Origin of the sequence: Thermoactinomyces sp. CICC 10521, from assembly GCF_016055135.1 — a bacterium.
GTDB classification, from domain to species: Bacteria; Bacillota; Bacilli; order Thermoactinomycetales; family Thermoactinomycetaceae; genus Thermoactinomyces_A; species Thermoactinomyces_A daqus.
Genome location: NZ_JAECVZ010000034.1, coordinates 1 through 18,066 on the forward strand (window position 1 = coordinate 1; position 18,066 = coordinate 18,066).

Below are 18,066 nucleotides of genomic sequence, written 5' to 3' on the forward strand. Positions count from 1 at the left end.
GGATGAATTCGTCCTGAACATAGAAACCTTCCTTCGGAATTTTTTTTATACCTTTTCAACAAAAAAAGGCTGTTGACCTTCTTTGTCAACAACCTCAAGCTACCTGCGATAGGTAGCTCTTTTTTATATGATCGATCACATTATGAATCATATGAAATATGATCTGATCAATGATATTAAGGATGAAAGTTAAATCTCTGATTTTCTTTGTCTCTTATGTGTTGCCCCCATTTCTGACAAATCCACATGGTTCATATTGAACAGTTGGAGACCTTGTACCAGATGACGGGTGACCCGTATTTTTATCAGATGAGTCAGACGTTCCATCATGATTGGTATGGATGGCCAACCAAAATCAAACGGCAGGTAAACAAAGTGAAAGCGGTCTTTGAATAGATCCCCATTCATTACCAACCATTCAGAAAAAGTGGAAATGATATGATAGAAATTGGTGATATCCCATGTTTCTATCTCCCATGCTCTTGCACAAAGCAGACAACGCCATGAGCGATGATTCCTATATTTGTGAGTTAAAGCTGGATGGGATTCGCTTGATTTTGTCCAACGTCGATGGCAAGCTTCAGTGCTGGACCCGACATGGAACCCCTTGTCTGGATCGATTTCCCGAATTGTCCAGGCTTCATCTTCCGCCAGATACCATACTCGACGGTGAGTTGATTGTTACCGATGAAAAAGGCCATCCGGACTTTGAAGCAATTATGAAACGGTTTCAGACGACGAACCCACGAAAAATGGAATCGTTGGTCGATTCGTACCCGGTGGAATACTGTGTGTTCGATCTTCTGTGGTTAAAGGGAGAGGACTTGACGCGGCTGCCACTTATGGAAAGGAAAGTCTTGTTAGAGGAACATATCCAAGATCAAGATCACCTTGCCCTGGTGAGGTGGATACCTGGGGAACAGGGAAGGATTTTCTTTAACCTGATCAGTGAGCAGGGCCTCGAGGGAATCGTCATGAAGCGCAAAGAATCCATATATCAAATTGGTAAGCGATCGCATGATTGGCTCAAAGTCATCAACTATCATTATCATGATGTCCGGTTGACCGGGCTGAGGAAAGGTGAATTCGGCTGGCTGATCGGCATCGAGGAAAGCGGGAGAATACGATCGGCAGGGTTGATCGAGTTTCCACCGCCGCCAGATGTTCGGAAGGCAGTGTGGTCCATTGCCGAGCAAGGGAAGATCCGCGAGGATAAAGATTTTATCTACCTTGACCCACAGATCCGGATGAAAGTGAAGTCCCGTGGCTGGACGAAACGGGGAATGATACGGCTGCCGGTGTTTCAGGAGTTCTTGTTTGAAGGTGATCATCATGCTGCTGGATGATGGCCATCAAGAATTCATGCTGAAACTGAAGCGATATGTTCATCTGGAAGTACTGCTATCAGCCTTGTCTCGCGATCGAAAGCAACTTTCCCATTTGAAAATGGCCGATGTTTACGGATGGATGATTGATCAAGTGATGGACCGCATCTTAAAGGACATGACGGAGCTGCGGGGATATTTCAGAAGATCACCGGGAGAGATCATCGAGATCAAACAGGAACCGGAGTATCGCCATGTAGCCTACAAGTACAAAGGATACCGGCAGGAAATGAAGTTCCTGAATGAGTGGATCAAGGTCGAATGCGGCGAAATCTTGAAGGAGTATCTGACTGCTTAGGTTACCCCGAAACAAGAACCAAATCTATTATGTAAAAGAGGGTTACTAACCATATGGTAAGAACAAAACGAAACAAAATGAAAAGACAGTGTTTGCTTTAAAGGGTTAGTAACACTCTTTATCTTAGTGATTAATTCCGGCAATGGCAACGACGGCGATGACAACGGCGACGGTGACAACGACGGCGATGATGGCGACGGCGGTGATGGCGGCAATGATCGTGATCTCTTCTAAAACTCATACCAATCGCCTCCTTTCAATGGAAAACAAAAGGAAGCTCATAGGGTAGGGGAAGAAATGAAAAAGGATGGAGTAAAAGCGGGGAAGTAGATGAAAGTAAAACTCTTTCTAATATTATATGTTTTTGGTTAACGATTGGTACTGGGTGTCAGCATTCTGTCACACCCAAAGGGAAATCATCATATGATGAACTAGATTATCAGTATACAGGGGAAAGAGACCGTATACGGTGATACGACGTATCTTTAATGGAACCCCATGATAGCCAGCCCATCAGCCGTCCAAAAGGATGGCTTTTTTGTTGTCAATAAACAAAAGAATCACCCGGAGAGCAGACGTTATTCGTGGGATGGAAAGGCGGTCTAAGAAGATATTGGTCCAAAAATCAATGGATATAGGATAAAAGCACTTTCCCTTTCTTCATCCGCGAATACGATATACCGAATTTGAAACAGGGAGGCAGATAAATGGGATTTAGTTGTTTTGGTGGTTTCGGCGGTTTCGGAGGTAGCTGTTTCGGTTTTGGCTTCGGGTGGAGAAGACTTTTGATTTTCCTTCTTGTGATTGCTACCATCTTCGTCTTTGTCGGCGGAGGATTTGGGTTCTAAATGGAAATGGAGGAATGAGTCACCTTACCGTGAAGAATTAGAAACAACCAACTTTACTGGAGCCTCATTGGCAAACTTGTTTTAACATGCATGTAAGCACCGTTAAAGTCCGCATCCGCCATTCTCGTAGCACCGGCGGACGCGGATACCTTGACGAATCAAAGCTAACCTCGTCTCATTCTTTCTTGGATCATTTTTTCGATTCGTTCAAACCTGTCGTCAATACTGGATATCCTTCGTTGGATGTCTTCTGCTATGCTCATATGTTTGGTTATGATCTCCTGCATAGCTCCAGGATGTCTTTGTTCTTCCCGACGAACTGAAATCGTGTACGGATAATCATAGGGATAACCAAAATCCATTTTTCTCACTTCCTTTTTGCCATTTTCCATTCGATGCTTTCGATCAGGAACTACTAGAGGAACTACTGTCCCGCCAATGAGAACTGGAGGAGGAACTGCTATCGTGCCAATGAGAACTGCTGGAGGAATCATGCCAGTGATGCCATCTATGACAAAGAATATGTTTTAGTATCTTCGTGGCTTTTTTGCTGTGACAGTACGCTTTGTACAATTTATGATAGTGATGGTGATGATGATGTCTGGGATAGTGAGGCATCGGATACATGGGAGGCATTGGGTACATTGGCATCGGATACATCGGAGGCCTTACGTGTTCCATACAATTCACTCCTTTTTTAAGTACGGTTGCACGATGATATCGTATGACCGTCCAACTGATTTCGAACTAAGCCATTTGACCAAATTGGGAATTGAATAAAAAAAGACCGCAAAGGCCTCCTCATCAACTGCTTCTAAGTTTAACTCTTGTTTGATTAAATTGATGATTCGGAGGCAATGATTAAATAGATCCATAATCTCATAGTTTCCTAATGAAATAAACGAAATATGTAAATTAAGACCGAATATTTGCTTATTTAGCTCTGACGAAAGAAATACCTCGTGTTTTTCTCTATAATCGTCAACTTTAATAACTAATTCTTTAGCCCGAAGAGCGATAGCTTCATCAGATATTAAACCGTAATTCCTCCTGCATTCTATAATTTCCCATAACTTTCTTTGAATTTCAGGATATATTCCAACCTTTTCTCCAATATCTTATCCCTTAGCGCTGATCGCTGAGATTGCACCGCAATCTTCTGCGTCTGCAAATTGAAATAAACCGTAACCAAGATCGTGCCGGCTCCCGTTAACAGCGTAATCGGCACAGTTACGCAGATGGACACCAATGAATTGATCATGGCTGCATCGATTTCGCTGGAATTCGGTCCTTCTTGCCTTTACCCTGATTCACTCGGATCTGGCAACGGTGGAAATCAACATCGCTTAACTTGATATTAGTAAGTTCGCTCACGCGAACACCCGTATAAAGTAGAGTCTTTATGATCATCATGTCTTGGAAATTCTTTGCCTTCCAAACGGCTTCATAAAAGCGCTTAATTTCATCCTCTGTAGGCACATATGGCAATTTCTTATTTGTTTTTGGCATTTCAACTTCCAACTCGGCACGTAAGTGACGGAATACACTCTTTAGGTAATTGTAATCTGGCCGCTCTTCGCGAAGGTACTTAGCCAGCTCCCGGGCCTTCTTTTTAGGTGGTGTCCGTTGTATTATCATATTCCCTCCCACCCTTTTAATGTTTATCCTTCTTCAGACAGATTCTTTGAGAGACGGATCATATCTCGACACTGAATTCCATTTTCATAAATCGCATCTTGGTAATGATTGATGAAAAAGTCTCTATCTATACCAATAATACGAAAGCCACATTTCTGATATAGGGCTAATTGAGAAATACTAGAATTACCAGTCCCGATTTCTATCGTTTTATATCCCATTGATTGAGCTGTTTCAATAGCATGTAAAACTAACTTTTTTCCAATACCCTTTCCTTGCTCCTGCGCTAAAACAGCAATATTAACAAGCTCCACAGTTTGAGGTCGAGTGTCTATTAACACATATACTCCGATGATTTGTCTGTCTCTTTCTGCGACGAAACAATGCCCTCGACTAATATAGCTATTTACAACTTCTAAAGAAGGATCAGCAAGTAAGAGCAAATCCAAAGGAGGATTTTCATAGTTGTGCAAAGGACGAATTTTCATTACATTTCCCATCCTTGACTTAATTTTTTGAGTACTCCCAGCCTATAATTAAAAGAACTCTTACTCCTATATCGCTAACCGTTTATCCAAGTCCACATGCTACTACAGCCAAACCAAAATCGCCGCTCTGTATCTCTACCCCCAGGGTGTATTCATGATTTTCATCCTGTTCATCAGCATTCGACTTTTTCAAGAATTCCCGACTTCTAGTGCTAAATCGATGTTCAGCACTAGGTTTATCAGCAAGATCGGGCCTCAAGAAGCCTTTCTTATTGTATGAAACTGCGAAAAACGGTAATACTACAAACAAAACACTACGCGACGAGGTGAAACGATGACAAACAATATCACTACAGGTCCGAGAGGGTTGCCGATCTCAGGCAATCTATTCGCTTTCCGTAAGGATCCGCTCGGATTTTTGCAAAAGGCGGCGAAAGAACATGGAGACGTGGTTCACATCCGCTTCGGACCGCAGCGTCACATCTATCTGATCAGCAATCCCGAATATATAAAGGAAGTGCTGGTGACGAAACAATCCAGCTTCCACAAAGCAAAGGGCTTAAGAACAGCCAAAGCCGTGATTGGAGAAGGGCTGCTGACCAGCGAAGGTAAGAAGCACTTGCGCCAACGCCGGCTTATCCAGCCAGTGTTTCACAAGCAGCGCATTGCCGCCTACGGCGACAGGATGGTGGAGTTCGCCAAAAACCTGATCGATGGGTGGCAGGACCGCGAGGAGAGACTGATCACCCAGGACATGATGGAACTGACGCTGGCGATCATCACGGATACAATGTTTGGCATCGATGTTCGACAAGACGTTCACGACATCGGTCACGCTATCGACGTCGGTATGCATTACGTCAGCCGCAGGGCCAGTTCATTCATCGACATTCCACTGGCTGTACCGACCAAGAGCAACCGGGAATTTCAACATGCGATCGAGGTGCTTGACAAGACAATTTACCACATCATCGAAGAACGTCGCAGTCAGAGCGAACCGGAACGGGGCGATCTGCTATCAATGCTCCTTGCCGCTCGCGACGAGATGAACGGAACCGGCATGACTGATCAGGAGGTGCGGGACCAGGTGATGACAATCTTTATCGCTGGACACGAGACGACGGCTAACACTCTGTCGTGGACTTGGTATCTGCTGTCGCAGCATCCGGAAGTGGAGCGGCGCTTTTGGGACGAACTGGACAACGTGCTCGAGGGTCGACTTCCGACCGTTGATGACATCCCGAGTCTGACCTACACAAACAACATTCTCTGGGAGGCGATGCGTCTCTATCCGCCCGCCTGGTCAATTAGCCGCGAGGCGGTGGAGCCAGTGCAGATTGGAGAATACTGCTTCGAACCAGGTGAGACGCTGATGATGAGCCAGTACGTCATGCACCGCAAGGAAGAGTACTTTGAGAATCCGGACCGATTTTTCCCCGAGCGTTTTGAAGGCGACATCTTAAAACGCATACCGCAGTTCGCCTACTTTCCTTTCGGCGGCGGGCCCCGTATCTGCATCGGCAACAACTTCGCGCTGATGGAAGCGGTGCTACTTTTGGCGACGATCGGACAGCGCTACAAGTTGGAGCTCGCTCCGAACCATCCGTCCGTCGAGCCGGAGCCTCTGGTCACGCTCCGTCCGAAAAAAGGCATTCGCATGGTGGTCAAACAGCGATAAGGAGAAAATGCTGCTCCAATACAAAAAAAACGCCAATGTCGAGACCCCTTTAAGGATTAAAGTGGAAATGCTGTCATGGCAGTAATGGTAGACGGAATGAGGTGTGGTCGGCTGGCAGCACAGCAGGTTCTTACACCGATCCCAAAGGACTTTAAAGCCAGTTCGATCATGTGGGGCTTTTTTGAAAACCATCCGAAGTAAACCAACATTTTTCATAACCGCAGGAAAAATCCTTGGGGCCGTGGGATGGTAACTCATGGCTTTTTACATGGATCTGTTTCACCTTCGCTGCTTCGCTACATGCATATACAAATATACTTTTTAGCATCTTAAATAGAAAGGAGGTTTATGATGAAAACAACATCTGCCTCGATCAATGTTTTGCAACTAACCATGTTAATCATAACAGCCGTGGGAATCCAGACCCATGTGATCATTACCCCTGCTTTATTGGAATCCGCGGGGCGTGATTCCTGGGTTGCTGTCCTACTGGCAGGTGCAGTTGTTCTCATTTGGTTGGTCATTATGAAACGAACCAAGCAGGCCAATCTTGTATTTTGGATATCGAAACACGTTGGTAAACTCCCTGCCGTGGTTGTGATCCTACTCATTTGTGCGGATTTGTTTATTGGCGTTTTCGTCACGCTGAAGGATACGTCTAATTGGACAAATGCATCCTATTTAATCAGCACCCCCAATTTTGTCATTGCACTGTCGATCATCGCTCTTTGTTTTTTTGGAGCCTATGCCGGAATAGAAGCCATTGCCATTACAAACGGCATTTTACTTCCGGTGGTGGTTCTTTTGGGTCATTTAGTGATGTTGGGGAATATGCCGCGAAAAGATTACGCCTTCTTATTTCCCATTTTACAAAATGGCTTGGAACCATTGCTGAAAGGGATGATTTATGCAGCTCAGGATTTGTAGAGGTACTTGTAGGGGGAGTGCCTTTCTGCGTTCGGGATTGTCCAATTTATCTATCTTGGCTGGATCAAAACGACGTTCAGACATGCTAGCCTCTCTTTGAATATCTGAATTAACATTGATTATATCAGGTGGCCTCCAAATTCCAAAGATTCGTGTGAAAAGGAAGATTCCTTGTAGAGCAACACCCGATCACATGTTATACAATGAATGTTAAGATTTGTTAAAGACAATAAATTGAAATTTCTTTATTAACACCGATCTTACCCAGGCATTTAAGAAGGGCAGCCACTACTGACCTGTTAATTCCTTCTATTTTCAGTTTCAAATAAATGATCCAGTGGATGTTGACAAAAGGCATTGCCTTTTATATTATACCTATAGGCGTATATGTATATATAAACTAAACTACCGACATTAAAGTTGGTATTTTTTATCCGTATACATATACCTATGCAGGTATATGTATAAGAAACTATTCCATCGACAAGAAAGGAGGGAGTTTTTCATGAAAAAAAACATTCCAACCATTACACCGCAAGAAGTGGAACATCGGCTCCAAAAAGGAGAGAAACTGAACATTATTGATGTTCGAGAAGAAAAGGAAGTAGCGGAAGGAAAAATCCCGGAAGCGAAACATATGGCTTTGGGGACGTTGCCTGACCGGCTGCATGAATTGGACCCGAGTAAAGAATACATCATGGTTTGTCGTTCAGGTGGCAGAAGTGAGCGGGCCTGTGAGTTTTTGCAAGAGCATGGGTTTAAAGTGAAAAACATGGTTGGTGGGATGCTCGCATGGAAAGGTAAGACGCAATAAAAAAGGAGGAAAAGAATATGTCCATCAAAGTCGACGCTCAGCTAGATTGTAAAGGACTTTCCTGCCCCATGCCCATTGTTCGCACCAAAAAGGCGATGGATCAACTGGAACCCGGTCAGGTGATTGAGGTACAAGCAACGGACCCCGGATCCCTGGCGGATATTCAAGGATGGGCAAAAAGTACCGGGCATCAATACCTGGGCACGAAACAGGAAGGAGAGGTCCTGAAGCATTATTTGCGCAAAGCCAGTCAATCCGAATTAAAGGAAGAGCGGAAGCATCCTCATGTGATTCAAAACGAGGAGCTATTAAAAAAGCTGGCTTACGATGAAGGATTTATCCTTATTGATGTTCGTGAACCAGCGGAATATGCCTTTGGACATATTCCCGGAGCTTGTTCGATTCCATTTGGTCAATTGGAAGAACGAATGAATGAAATTCCAAAGTATCAACCTATTTATGTCATCTGTCGTACCGGAACTCGAAGCGACATGGCTGCCCAACAGTTAACCAAGCATGGATTTAAAAATGTTATTAATGTTGTTCCGGGAATGTCCAAGTGGACAGGTCCAGTCGATCAAGAAAAATAAGGAGAGATGATTGATGAGTAAAAAAGTTGCCATTATCGCGAGCAATGGTGGTTTGTTCGATGCCTATAAAGTGTTCAATATTGCGACGGCTGCAGCCGCTGCAGATGCAGAAGTAGCCATTTTCTTCACTTTTGAAGGGTTAAATCTGATCCATAAGGACGCTCATCAACAATTGCCCGTACCCGCAGGCAGAGAGCATTACATGGAAGGATTTAAAAAAGCCAATGTTCCTTCCATTCCAGAATTGTTGCAGATGGCGCAAGAAATGAATGTGAAGCTGATTGCTTGCCAGATGACCATGGATGTCATGAGTTTGAAAAAAGAAGACTTTGTCGACGGAGTCGATGTTGGCGGAGCAGCTACGTTCCTGCATTTTGCCCAAGACGCCGATGTCACGCTCACATTCTAATAAGAAAGGGTGTTTTTGAACCATGGCAGTTACCAAAATGAACGCCAAAGAGTTACATGAAAAAATTAACAGTGGAAAACCAGTATTTATTCTCGATGTCCGAAATCCAGATGAGTACAATGACTGGAAAATTGAAGGAAAAAATATTCAATCCATCAATATCCCTTACTTTGATTTTCTAGACGAAAATGAGACAACCTACAAAGATCTTCCGAAGGATACAGAAATCATAGTCATTTGTGCTAAAGGCGGCTCTGCTTTGATGGTTGCCGAGCTTCTGGATGAAAAAGGGTACAAAGTGAGTTATCTGGAAAAGGGGATGTTGGAGTGGAGCCAATTTTATCATCCAGTTACCGTCGTTGTTGATGAAAATATAAAGTTGTTTCAAATCAATCGTTTGGCAAAAGGTTGCCTATCCTATATGGTCGTCTCCGAAGGTCAGGCGATGGTTGTAGATCCGAACCGACACATTGAAGAATACACAAATCTTGCGGAAAAGGAAAACGCCAAAATCGTGCATATCATGGATACGCATTTACATGCTGACCATATTTCGGGCGGTCGGTCATTAGCAGACCAAACTGGAGCTACTTACTATATTTCTTCCTGTGAAATGCAAGGGACGAATATATCGTTTGAGCCACTGGAAGAACACGATGAAATCCATTTCGGGGCTGTGCGTGTCAAAATTTTGACCATTCCGACACCAGGTCATACGCCCGGAAGTGTGTCCTTTCTAGTTAACGATCAGTATCTGCTTTCGGGGGATACCATTTTCGTAGGAGGTTTGGGAAGGCCAGACCTTGGAGGAAAGGCAAGAGAATGGGCACAATCCCTGTACGAGACTGTATTTAAGAAAATTGCTCTCCTGTCAGACGACATCATTGTATTACCTGCTCATTATGCCGATATTCAAGAGATCAATGAGAATGGTTATGTGGGGGCAACTTTAGGGGATATTCGGAGAAGCAACGAAATCATGCGTACGGAAGATCGTGAACAATTTACTGAAATGGTTGCCGGGACTGTAGGTGCCACACCACCGAATTATGAGGAGATTATAGATATTAACCGTGGAGTTATCAAGGTGTCTCCAGATAAAGCAACGGAATTGGAAATTGGGCCCAACCGTTGTGCTATTCATCACAGTTAACTTAAAGGGGGCTTATCGATGAACCCAGATAAAGTGTTAGATGCAAAAGGACTCTCTTGCCCTATGCCCGTCGTTCGCACCAAAAAAGCGATCGATGAGTTAAAACCAGGCCAGATCTTAGAACTTCATACAACGGATTCAGGCGCTTTAAGTGACATCCCTGCCTGGGCCAAAACAGCCGGGCATCGAGTGATCGAACAACGCGAAGATAACGGTGTGTATAAATTCTGGATTCAAAAGGGCTAAGGGATTCAAAGATGATCTCCTTCATCCTGTCCATGAAGGAGATCATCTCATTTAAAAATATCAAATGGGAGTGGAGATAGTAATGGAAGATAATAAATCAACCTTGATCGTATTCAGCGGTGATTTGGATAAAGCGATTGCCAGCTTTATTATTGCAACGGGATCTGCTGCAATGGGAAACCAAGTGACCATGTTTTTTACCTTTTGGGGATTGAACATTCTTCGTAAAGAGCAATATGTACCTGTACAAAAATCCTTTATGGACAAGCTGTTTGCCAAGATGTTGCCAAGAGGGCCTGAAAAGTTGGGGATTTCCAAGATGAACTTCGGTGGCTTGGGAGCCAAATTGATGAAATACACCATGAAAAAGAAAAACATTACGACTTTAAAAGAGCTCATCGAAATGGCAAAAGAACTGGATATTAAAATGGTAGCCTGTACCATGTCGATGGACGTGCTGGGAATTAAGAAAGAAGAACTGATTGATGGACTTGAGTATGCTGGCGTTGCATCTTATCTTGCAGAAGCAAACGAGGCAAAAATTAACTTGTTTATCTAAGAAAGAAGTGTCCGGATATGGATATAGGATTAATGATACTCATTTTTTTCATCGGATTTATTGGTTCTTTTACCTCCGGAATGCTGGGGATTGGAGGATCCATTATTAACTATCCGATGCTGCTCTATGTTCCTCCTTTACTGGGCTTTACTGCATTCACTGCTCATGAAGTAACGGGAATTGGGGCGGTTCAAGTATTCTTTGCGACCCTCACAGCAGTGCTTGCTTACCGGAAAGAAGGCTACCTGAATAAGTCTCTCGTTCTTTACATGGGGATCAGCATTTTAATCGGGAGCTTTATCGGTGGATACGGGTCCAAATTGCTTAGTGAAGGACAAATTAATTTGATTTATGCCATTTTGGCAACGATTGCGGCATTGATGATGTTTGTTCCCAAAAAAGGACTGGATGATATTCCGGTGAATCAAGTGAAATTTCATGTTCCTTTAGCTATAATATCTGCATTTATCATCGGGATTGCATCTGGGATCATTGGTGCAGCCGGGGCCTTTATCCTGGTTCCTGTTATGTTGGTCGTTTTGAAAATCCCTACTCGAATGACGATTGCCACTTCGCTGGCTATCACCTTTATTTCTTCCGTTGGATCCGCCTCGGCTAAAATTGTCACAGGGCAGATTGATCTGATCCCGGCCATCGTTCTGGTCATTGCCAGTATCGTTGCTTCACCATTGGGAGCCACGGTCGGAAAAAAGGTAAATCCCAAAACGTTGCAAGTGATTTTGTCAATCGTCATCGTTGCGACATCGGTGAAAATTTGGTTCGATTTTCTTTAATTCCTCCATTCATGGGGGGATTTTTTCTCTAAGACAGGAGGAAACTATATATGAATAGTATTTTTATTGGTATTATCGTATTATTAGGTGGGATTCTTTATTTTTATCTTATGAATCGGGGCATACAAACAATCAGCCCGAGTGAATTATTGAAGCTCATTGAAAACAAAAAAATTCATTTGCTTGATGTCCGGGAAAAACATGAATTTCAATCCGGTCATATACCCGGGGCTATAAATACCCCACTAAGCCAAATCGATTCACTAAAGAAAAGGGTTGCTGCCTGGGACAAAGGCGAAAACATTTATCTGTACTGCAGAAGCAGTTCTCGAAGTGCGATCGCCGCCCGGCAATTGCGTAAGCTCGGGTTCCAGCAAGTGATTCACCTTAAAGGCGGACTCATGAATTGGAAAGGGCCGATCAAAAAAGTAAGTAAGGGGGGGAAAGACGATGCTGTATGATGACAGTGTGAAAAAACGGTTGCGCCGTATAGAAGGACAAGTTCGCGGGGTTTTGCGCATGATGGGGGAAGAGAAAGACTGTAAAGAGGTCGTGTCGCAATTATCCGCGATTCGTTCAGCTGTGGACCGGTCGATCGCGTATATTCTCACTCATAATTTGGAGCAATGTTTGAGAGAAGAGATGGAAAAAGGAGAAAATGCAAATACCAAAAAACTTCTAGAGGAAGCAATCAATTTAATGGTACGCAGTAAATGAGTGTTGTAGTTGATTGTTCCATCAAGTTAAGAAAACCCAAACCCCCAAAATGAAAGACGCTATTCTTTCTATTGGGAATTGAATAAAAAAAGACCGCAAGCCTCATCTTTATGCAAAGTGTTTGTGGATCAAGGTTGAGTGCGGCGAGATCTTGAAGGAGTATATTCGCTATATGGAATAGAGCTTACCCAATGGGTAGGCTTTTTTGATATAAAAAACCGCCTCACATCTGGGCGGTTTGTTTTTTATCGTTTTGTCCAAAAACCACGGATTGATAATGTTAACCCTCTCCCCTCTCTCTTCCTCTGTGTTGCAGCCATTTCTGACAAAACCGTGAATAGGGTTAGAAACATTTGTTTCTCTCCGAATGTATCGATAGTGATGAAAAAGGAGAGGAAGTTTGTATGTTCAACATCAAAATTGGACGGTGGGATGCAAATCCTTTTTGTTGGCATCCAAAAAATCAGCAATGAATTTAGCCGCGTAACGAATATAGCCTGAAAACCCATATGGACTTTGCGGTCAGACTAATCCTACAATACTATACACTTTTGAGATAATATAATAAAAACTATATTCAAAGTGGTGATATTATTGAGACGTGGATAATTTTAAAATCGGGATGGTTTTGGTTTTTCCTAGGAATTAGACTATCTTTCCTGTATTAACTAATCTACTTATGCTTTTAGTTTTAACTTTTTAGACAATTTTTTCTGTACAGGGTGATATTCCTACATGGATACAATTTTTTGGTGGTTATTGGGGATCTGTGGTTGGTGGAACAAGATCGTGCCATTCAGGCAGCACAAAACCACTATCGGCATCAGCTTAAGGATTTGTATGGAAAAATGGGGATCATGGCGTTTATTGACTATGAGGAGGAGAGTGGACAGATGGGGAAAAGCGGCTTCAGTGAGCGAGATATCTGCACGAAATTTATTACTCCGGCTATTGAACGTGCAGGTTGGGACATCATGACACAGGTTTGGGAAGAAGTCACTTTTACCAAGGGACAAATTGTTGTTCATGGAAACAAGGTGAGACGAAAAAAACAGAAACGGGCCGATTATCTACTTTATCCTAAAGGCCATCCCAATCTCCCCATTGCGATCATTGAAGCTAAAAAAGACACCCTGCCTTTGGGTGGAGGGATGCAGCAAGTGTTGGAGTATGCTGAGATGTTGGATATTCCCTTTGCGTATACCTCCAACGGCACTGGTTTTATTGAACATGACAGGACAGTTGTAGAAGGGAAAAGAGAAAGGGTTCTCACCCTGGATGAGTTCCCTTCTCCTGAAGAACTTTGGGAACGCTTTAAAAAGTGGAAAGGGATCGACTCTGTAAAAGAAAAAATTATCGCTCAACCGTATTTTATTGATTCAAGGGGAAAGGAACCACGTTACTATCAACGAATCGCCATTAATCGAACCATAGAAGCTGTAGCGAATGGAAAAAAGCGGCTTCTACTCGTAATGGCGACGGGGACCGGAAAAACCTATACAGCGTTTCAGATTATTTGGCGGCTTTGGAAATCAGGAGTCAAAAAACGGATTTTGTTCCTGGCGGACAGAAATATTCTGGTAGATCAAACCATGACCAATGATTTCAGTCCGTTTGGGGATAAGATGACAAAGATTCGCAATCGCCGGGTTGATAAATCTTATGAGATCTATTTATCATTGTACCAGGGCATTTCAGGAGAAGAGGACTGGAAGAATATCTATAAGGAATTTTCTCCGGATTTCTTTGATTTGGTCATTGTGGATGAGTGCCATCGCGGGAGCGCCAAAGCAGATTCGGCATGGCGGGAGATTCTGGAGTATTTCTCTTCAGCCACTCAGATCGGCTTAACAGCAACTCCAAAAGAAACAAAAGATGTGTCCAATATCCATTATTTTGGTGAACCGATCTATACATATTCCCTGAAACAAGGGATTCATGACGGGTTCTTGGCCCCCTATCGCGTGATTCGTATTAGCTTGGATCGGGATTTGGAGGGCTGGCGACCGGAAAAAGGGAAAAAGGATAAGTTTGGTAGGGAAATCGAAGATCGCGTTTATACCCAACGTGATTTTGATAAGAAACTGGTTCTGGAAAAGCGAACCGAATTAGTAGCCAAAAAAGTGACGGAATACCTGAAAAAGACAGATCGCTTCCAGAAGACTATTGTATTTTGTGTCGATGTAGATCATGCAGAACGGATGCGCAGTGCTTTAATTAATGAAAATGGGGACCTGTTCAACAAAAATCATAAGTACATCATGCGAATTACTGGAGATAACAATGAGGGGAAAGCTGCGCTAGATGACTTTATCAATCCAGATAGTGATTACCCTGTCATTGCTACTACTTCCAAATTGATGACAACAGGAGTCGATGCCCAAACTTGCAAGCTGATTGTGCTTGACGCGAATATCAATTCTATGACAGAGTTTAAACAGATCATAGGCCGCGGAACCCGAGTGAACGAAGAGTACGATAAATATTATTTCACCATTATGGATTTCCGGAATGTGACCAATTTGTTTGCCGATCCCGAGTTTGACGGGGACCCTGTCAAGGTGTATGAACCTGGAAATCATGATCCTATCATTCCACCAGAGGATGTGGAAACGGAACCAGACGAAAGGGAACCTGGAGAAAGAGGGCCAAACTATAAACCCTATGTTGATGATGTAGAAGTCAAGGTGTCTGTTGAACGTACGCAGTTTTACGGACCTGATGGTAAACTGATTACGGAGTCTTTAAAGGATTATACGAAGAAAACCATTAAAAAAGAGTATCGGTCTTTAGATCATTTTATTCAAAAGTGGAATGAAGCGGAGAAAAAACAAATCATTATTAAGGAGTTGTTGGAACAAGGAGTACATTTGGATGCGCTTCAAGAAGAAGTGGGCAAAGAATATGATGTTTTTGACTTAATCTGCCATGTGGCTTTTGATCAAAAACCCTTGACTCGAAGTGAACGGGCTAGGAAGGCCAGACAGGACAGCTACTTTGATAAATATGAGGCGAAGGCCAGACGTGTGATTGATGCCTTGTTAGACCGTTATGCTGAAGGTGGCATCGAAGATATTGAGTCGATGGAGATCCTTCGGATTGCTCCTTTTACCGAGATCGGGTCTCCGGTTGAAATTATTAAACTCTTTAAAGGCAAAGACAAATACCTTGAAACGATTCAGCAGTTGAAGAAGCGATTGTACAGCGCATAGAGGAAGGGAAGACAGGATATGACAATCACCAATGTAATTAAGTCGATTCAGGATATCATGCGTCAAGACTCTGGGGTGGATGGCGATGCACAGCGCATCGCCCAGCTAGTCTGGATGCTGTTCCTGAAAATCTTGGATGATAAAGACCAAGAGATGGAGCTGCTGTCGGACAACTATCAATCTCCCATCCCAGAAGATTTCCGGTGGCGTGATTGGGCAGCGGATGATGAAGGGATGACGGGGGATGAACTTTTGGACTTCGTCAACAACAAGCTGTTCCCTACATTGAAGAATCTTCCGTACACTCCGCAAGATAACCCTCGTGGTTTCATGGTAAAGGAAGTCTTTGCAGATGCCTTTAACTATATGAAGTCTGGAACGTTGTTGCGTCAGGTGATTAATAAACTGAACGAGGTCGACTTTAACAGTTCGGAAGATCGGCACCTCTTTAACGATATCTACGAAAGCTTCCTGAAAGATCTGCAATCTGCCGGCAATGCAGGGGAGTTCTATACCCCTCGTGCCGTTACGCAGTTTATGGTGGACATGGTCAATCCTCAAATCGGGGAAGTAGTGTTGGACCCGGCATGTGGCACTGGAGGCTTCTTGACCAACACGGTAGATCACTTGAAAAAACAAGTGAAATCGGTGGAAGAACATGAACTCATCGCGAAAACAGTCAGAGGGATCGAGAAAAAACCGCTTCCGCATATTCTGGCTACAACCAACATGATCCTTCATGGAGTGGATATTCCTAGCATCGTTCATTCAAACTCTTTGGCTCGCCCACTCCGGGATTACAGCAAGGCCGAACGGGTGAACGTGGTTCTCACCAATCCTCCGTTTGGCGGGGTCGAAGAAGATGGCATTCAAGCCAACTTCCCAAGTTCATTTAGAACAAAGGAAACAGCCGACTTGTTCATGGTCTTGATCATGCATTTTCTTAAAGACAATGGCCGTGCTGCGGTTGTTTTGCCTGACGGATTCCTGTTTGGAGAGGGTGTAAAGACACGAATCAAAGAGAAACTCTTGCAGGAATTCAACTTACATACTATTGTCCGACTTCCAAATGGGGTCTTTGCTCCGTATACGGGGATTAAGACCAACCTCTTGTTCTTTGAGAAAGGAAAGCCTACCAAAGAAATTTGGTACTTTGAGCATCCTTATCCTGAAGGCATGAAGTCTTATTCCAAGACAAAACCAATTCGAATTGAAGAATTTGACAGGGAAAAAGCGTGGTGGAACAATCGGGTTGAGAATGAGTATGCCTGGAAGGTAACGGTGGAGGATATTATTAAACAGGGATACAACTTGGATCAGAAGAATCCTCACACCGAGGAAGAAGAATTGTTAAGCCCAGAAGAAGCACTTAAGAAATATGAAGAAGCTGTGGCTCAGGTTCAACAAGTGAAAGACCAGTTGAAAGAGGAACTGGCCAAGATATTGGAAGGGTCGAAATAAGATGCTGATAGAGAAATTTGAGACGTTGTTCGATACACCGGAAGCTGTGGAGGAATTAAGGAAGCTAATTTTGGATGCGGCGATACGGGGGAAGTTGGTGCCGCAGGACCAGAATGATGAACCGGCTTCCGTGTTGTTGGAGAGGATTGATGAAGAGAAAAATAGGTTGGTAAAAGAGGGGAAGGTTCGAAAGCAGAAGGCGTTGCCACCGATTGAGCAAGAAAAGATTCCTTATGAGATTCCGCAGGGATGGGAGTGGGTGAGATTAGGTGAGATAGGAGATTGGGGAGCTGGGGCTACACCTAATCGGACAAACCCTCAATATTATAATGGTACAATTCATTGGTTAAAAACAGGAGAACTTAATGATGGCTACATATTGGATTCTCAAGAGAAAATTACGGAGCTGGCTTTAAAAGAGTGTTCATTACGGGTCAATAAACCAGGTTCAGTACTTATAGCAATGTATGGTGCTACGATTGGAAAGGTAGGTATTTTAGAGATTGAAGCTACTACCAATCAGGCTTGTTGCGCATGCTCTCCTTTTTTGATTTCAAATAAGTACTTATTTTACTTTTTAAAAGCATCTCGATCCAGTCTAATTAGACTAGGTATGGGCGGTGCTCAGCCAAATATCTCTAAGCAGAAGATCGTGAACTTCCCGTTTCCGTTACCACCCCTAAACGAACAAAAACGGATCGTCGCCAAAGTTGATCAACTCATGACCTTTTGTGACCGTCTGAAAGAAACCATCATTCAACGTCAAAAAGCGGCAGAACAATTGCTCCAATCGGTTTTGAAGCAGTCTTTTTCAAGTGAATAACCGGACATTGAATACCCTGTTATTAT

The 18,066-nt window shown here is 43.4% G+C and carries 20 protein-coding genes; 17 read left to right on the plus strand and 3 right to left on the minus strand.

The window, feature by feature from the left end; all coding sequences use genetic code 11:
- Positions 1-246 precede the first annotated feature (246 nt).
- From I8U17_RS15790 to I8U17_RS15800, 3 genes are all read left to right on the plus strand, one after another.
- Positions 247-396 (plus strand): hypothetical protein, encoded by a 150-nt coding sequence (locus I8U17_RS15790; protein WP_160173822.1) that lies wholly within the window; start codon positions 247-249, stop codon positions 394-396.
- 80 nt (positions 397-476) lie between these two features.
- On the plus strand, positions 477-1,346 hold the full coding sequence (locus tag I8U17_RS15795; RefSeq protein WP_255518270.1) for an ATP-dependent DNA ligase: 870 nt from the start codon (positions 477-479) through the stop codon (positions 1,344-1,346).
- Positions 1,324-1,683 (plus strand): YhjD family protein, encoded by a 360-nt coding sequence (locus I8U17_RS15800; RefSeq protein WP_483316409.1) that lies wholly within the window; start codon positions 1,324-1,326, stop codon positions 1,681-1,683. Before I8U17_RS15795 ends, I8U17_RS15800 begins: the two co-directional genes overlap by 23 nt.
- 1,012 nt (positions 1,684-2,695) lie before the next feature.
- Here the strand turns inward: I8U17_RS15800 and I8U17_RS15805 are convergent.
- From I8U17_RS15805 to I8U17_RS15815, 3 genes are all read right to left on the minus strand, one after another.
- Positions 2,696-3,025: a spectrin repeat-containing protein gene (locus I8U17_RS15805; protein WP_152568504.1), complete on the minus strand. Its 330-nt coding sequence runs from the start codon at positions 3,023-3,025 to the stop codon at positions 2,696-2,698.
- A 763-nt stretch (positions 3,026-3,788) separates the two neighbouring features.
- The gene (locus I8U17_RS15810; protein WP_232331149.1) at positions 3,789-4,169 is read right to left on the minus strand and encodes a tyrosine-type recombinase/integrase; all 381 of its coding nucleotides are present in this window, start codon (positions 4,167-4,169) and stop codon (positions 3,789-3,791) included.
- Positions 4,170-4,192: 23 nt separating this feature from the next.
- On the minus strand, positions 4,193-4,657 hold the full coding sequence (locus I8U17_RS15815; RefSeq protein WP_033100329.1) for a GNAT family N-acetyltransferase: 465 nt from the start codon (positions 4,655-4,657) through the stop codon (positions 4,193-4,195).
- Between the two features lie 334 nt (positions 4,658-4,991).
- Here I8U17_RS15815 and I8U17_RS15820 point away from each other — a divergent pair, with 334 nt between their 5' ends.
- From I8U17_RS15820 to I8U17_RS15885, 14 genes are all read left to right on the plus strand, one after another.
- Positions 4,992-6,335, plus strand: coding sequence for a cytochrome P450 (locus tag I8U17_RS15820; protein WP_033100328.1), 1,344 nt, complete (start codon positions 4,992-4,994; stop codon positions 6,333-6,335).
- A gap of 348 nt (positions 6,336-6,683) precedes the next feature.
- Entirely contained in the window at positions 6,684-7,262 is a 579-nt protein-coding gene (locus I8U17_RS15825; protein ID WP_081943760.1) for a GerAB/ArcD/ProY family transporter, read from the plus strand.
- A 505-nt stretch (positions 7,263-7,767) separates the two neighbouring features.
- Positions 7,768-8,076 carry a rhodanese-like domain-containing protein gene (locus tag I8U17_RS15830; RefSeq protein WP_198055917.1) on the plus strand — a complete coding sequence of 103 codons (309 nt, stop codon included), beginning with the start codon at positions 7,768-7,770 and terminating at the stop codon, positions 8,074-8,076.
- Between the two features lie 17 nt (positions 8,077-8,093).
- Positions 8,094-8,666, plus strand: a complete 573-nt coding sequence (locus tag I8U17_RS15835) for a sulfurtransferase TusA family protein (protein WP_198055918.1) — start codon at positions 8,094-8,096, stop codon at positions 8,664-8,666.
- A 13-nt stretch (positions 8,667-8,679) separates the two neighbouring features.
- Positions 8,680-9,075, plus strand: a complete 396-nt coding sequence (locus I8U17_RS15840) for a DsrE/DsrF/DrsH-like family protein (RefSeq protein ID WP_198055919.1) — start codon at positions 8,680-8,682, stop codon at positions 9,073-9,075.
- A 22-nt stretch (positions 9,076-9,097) separates the two neighbouring features.
- Positions 9,098-10,228: an MBL fold metallo-hydrolase gene (locus I8U17_RS15845; RefSeq protein ID WP_198059783.1), complete on the plus strand. Its 1,131-nt coding sequence runs from the start codon at positions 9,098-9,100 to the stop codon at positions 10,226-10,228.
- A gap of 18 nt (positions 10,229-10,246) precedes the next feature.
- Positions 10,247-10,474 (plus strand): sulfurtransferase TusA family protein, encoded by a 228-nt coding sequence (locus tag I8U17_RS15850; RefSeq protein ID WP_198055921.1) that lies wholly within the window; start codon positions 10,247-10,249, stop codon positions 10,472-10,474.
- Positions 10,475-10,556: 82 nt separating this feature from the next.
- A complete protein-coding gene (locus I8U17_RS15855; protein ID WP_198055922.1) occupies positions 10,557-11,033 on the plus strand; it encodes a DsrE/DsrF/DrsH-like family protein in 477 nt (158 codons plus the stop codon).
- 17 nt (positions 11,034-11,050) lie between these two features.
- Entirely contained in the window at positions 11,051-11,827 is a 777-nt protein-coding gene (locus I8U17_RS15860; RefSeq protein WP_198055923.1) for a sulfite exporter TauE/SafE family protein, read from the plus strand.
- A 50-nt stretch (positions 11,828-11,877) separates the two neighbouring features.
- Positions 11,878-12,288, plus strand: coding sequence for a rhodanese-like domain-containing protein (locus I8U17_RS15865; protein ID WP_198055924.1), 411 nt, complete (start codon positions 11,878-11,880; stop codon positions 12,286-12,288).
- Positions 12,278-12,544, plus strand: a complete 267-nt coding sequence (locus I8U17_RS15870) for a metal-sensitive transcriptional regulator (RefSeq protein WP_198059784.1) — start codon at positions 12,278-12,280, stop codon at positions 12,542-12,544. The genes I8U17_RS15865 and I8U17_RS15870 overlap by 11 nt, the downstream gene beginning before the upstream one ends.
- An 893-nt stretch (positions 12,545-13,437) precedes the next feature.
- Positions 13,438-15,756 carry an EcoAI/FtnUII family type I restriction enzme subunit R gene (gene hsdR / locus I8U17_RS15875; protein ID WP_198055975.1) on the plus strand — a complete coding sequence of 773 codons (2,319 nt, stop codon included), beginning with the start codon at positions 13,438-13,440 and terminating at the stop codon, positions 15,754-15,756.
- 18 nt (positions 15,757-15,774) lie between these two features.
- Positions 15,775-17,217, plus strand: coding sequence for a type I restriction-modification system subunit M (locus I8U17_RS15880; protein ID WP_198055926.1), 1,443 nt, complete (start codon positions 15,775-15,777; stop codon positions 17,215-17,217).
- 1 nt (position 17,218) lies between these two features.
- Complete coding sequence (locus I8U17_RS15885; protein ID WP_198055927.1) at positions 17,219-18,040, plus strand: restriction endonuclease subunit S; 822 nt, start codon at positions 17,219-17,221, stop codon at positions 18,038-18,040.
- Positions 18,041-18,066 lie beyond the last annotated feature (26 nt).

Bases quoted from the DNA above. Each gene is read 5' to 3' on its own strand.
- I8U17_RS15790 (WP_160173822.1), top strand. From the start codon at position 247: ATGGTTCATATTGAACAGTTGGAGACCTTGTACCAGATGACGGGTGAC.
- I8U17_RS15795 (WP_255518270.1), top strand. From the start codon at position 477: ATGCTCTTGCACAAAGCAGACAACGCCATGAGCGATGATTCCTATATT.
- I8U17_RS15805 (WP_152568504.1), bottom strand. From the start codon at position 3,025: ATGATTCCTCCAGCAGTTCTCATTGGCACGATAGCAGTTCCTCCTCCA.
- I8U17_RS15810 (WP_232331149.1), bottom strand. From the start codon at position 4,169: ATGATAATACAACGGACACCACCTAAAAAGAAGGCCCGGGAGCTGGCT.
- I8U17_RS15815 (WP_033100329.1), bottom strand. From the start codon at position 4,657: ATGAAAATTCGTCCTTTGCACAACTATGAAAATCCTCCTTTGGATTTG.
- I8U17_RS15820 (WP_033100328.1), top strand. From the start codon at position 4,992: ATGACAAACAATATCACTACAGGTCCGAGAGGGTTGCCGATCTCAGGC.
- I8U17_RS15825 (WP_081943760.1), top strand. From the start codon at position 6,684: ATGATGAAAACAACATCTGCCTCGATCAATGTTTTGCAACTAACCATG.
- I8U17_RS15830 (WP_198055917.1), top strand. From the start codon at position 7,768: ATGAAAAAAAACATTCCAACCATTACACCGCAAGAAGTGGAACATCGG.
- I8U17_RS15835 (WP_198055918.1), top strand. From the start codon at position 8,094: ATGTCCATCAAAGTCGACGCTCAGCTAGATTGTAAAGGACTTTCCTGC.
- I8U17_RS15840 (WP_198055919.1), top strand. From the start codon at position 8,680: ATGAGTAAAAAAGTTGCCATTATCGCGAGCAATGGTGGTTTGTTCGAT.
- I8U17_RS15845 (WP_198059783.1), top strand. From the start codon at position 9,098: ATGGCAGTTACCAAAATGAACGCCAAAGAGTTACATGAAAAAATTAAC.
- I8U17_RS15850 (WP_198055921.1), top strand. From the start codon at position 10,247: ATGAACCCAGATAAAGTGTTAGATGCAAAAGGACTCTCTTGCCCTATG.
- I8U17_RS15855 (WP_198055922.1), top strand. From the start codon at position 10,557: ATGGAAGATAATAAATCAACCTTGATCGTATTCAGCGGTGATTTGGAT.
- I8U17_RS15860 (WP_198055923.1), top strand. From the start codon at position 11,051: ATGGATATAGGATTAATGATACTCATTTTTTTCATCGGATTTATTGGT.
- I8U17_RS15865 (WP_198055924.1), top strand. From the start codon at position 11,878: ATGAATAGTATTTTTATTGGTATTATCGTATTATTAGGTGGGATTCTT.
- I8U17_RS15870 (WP_198059784.1), top strand. From the start codon at position 12,278: ATGCTGTATGATGACAGTGTGAAAAAACGGTTGCGCCGTATAGAAGGA.
- hsdR (WP_198055975.1), top strand. From the start codon at position 13,438: ATGGGGAAAAGCGGCTTCAGTGAGCGAGATATCTGCACGAAATTTATT.
- I8U17_RS15880 (WP_198055926.1), top strand. From the start codon at position 15,775: ATGACAATCACCAATGTAATTAAGTCGATTCAGGATATCATGCGTCAA.
- I8U17_RS15885 (WP_198055927.1), top strand. From the start codon at position 17,219: ATGCTGATAGAGAAATTTGAGACGTTGTTCGATACACCGGAAGCTGTG.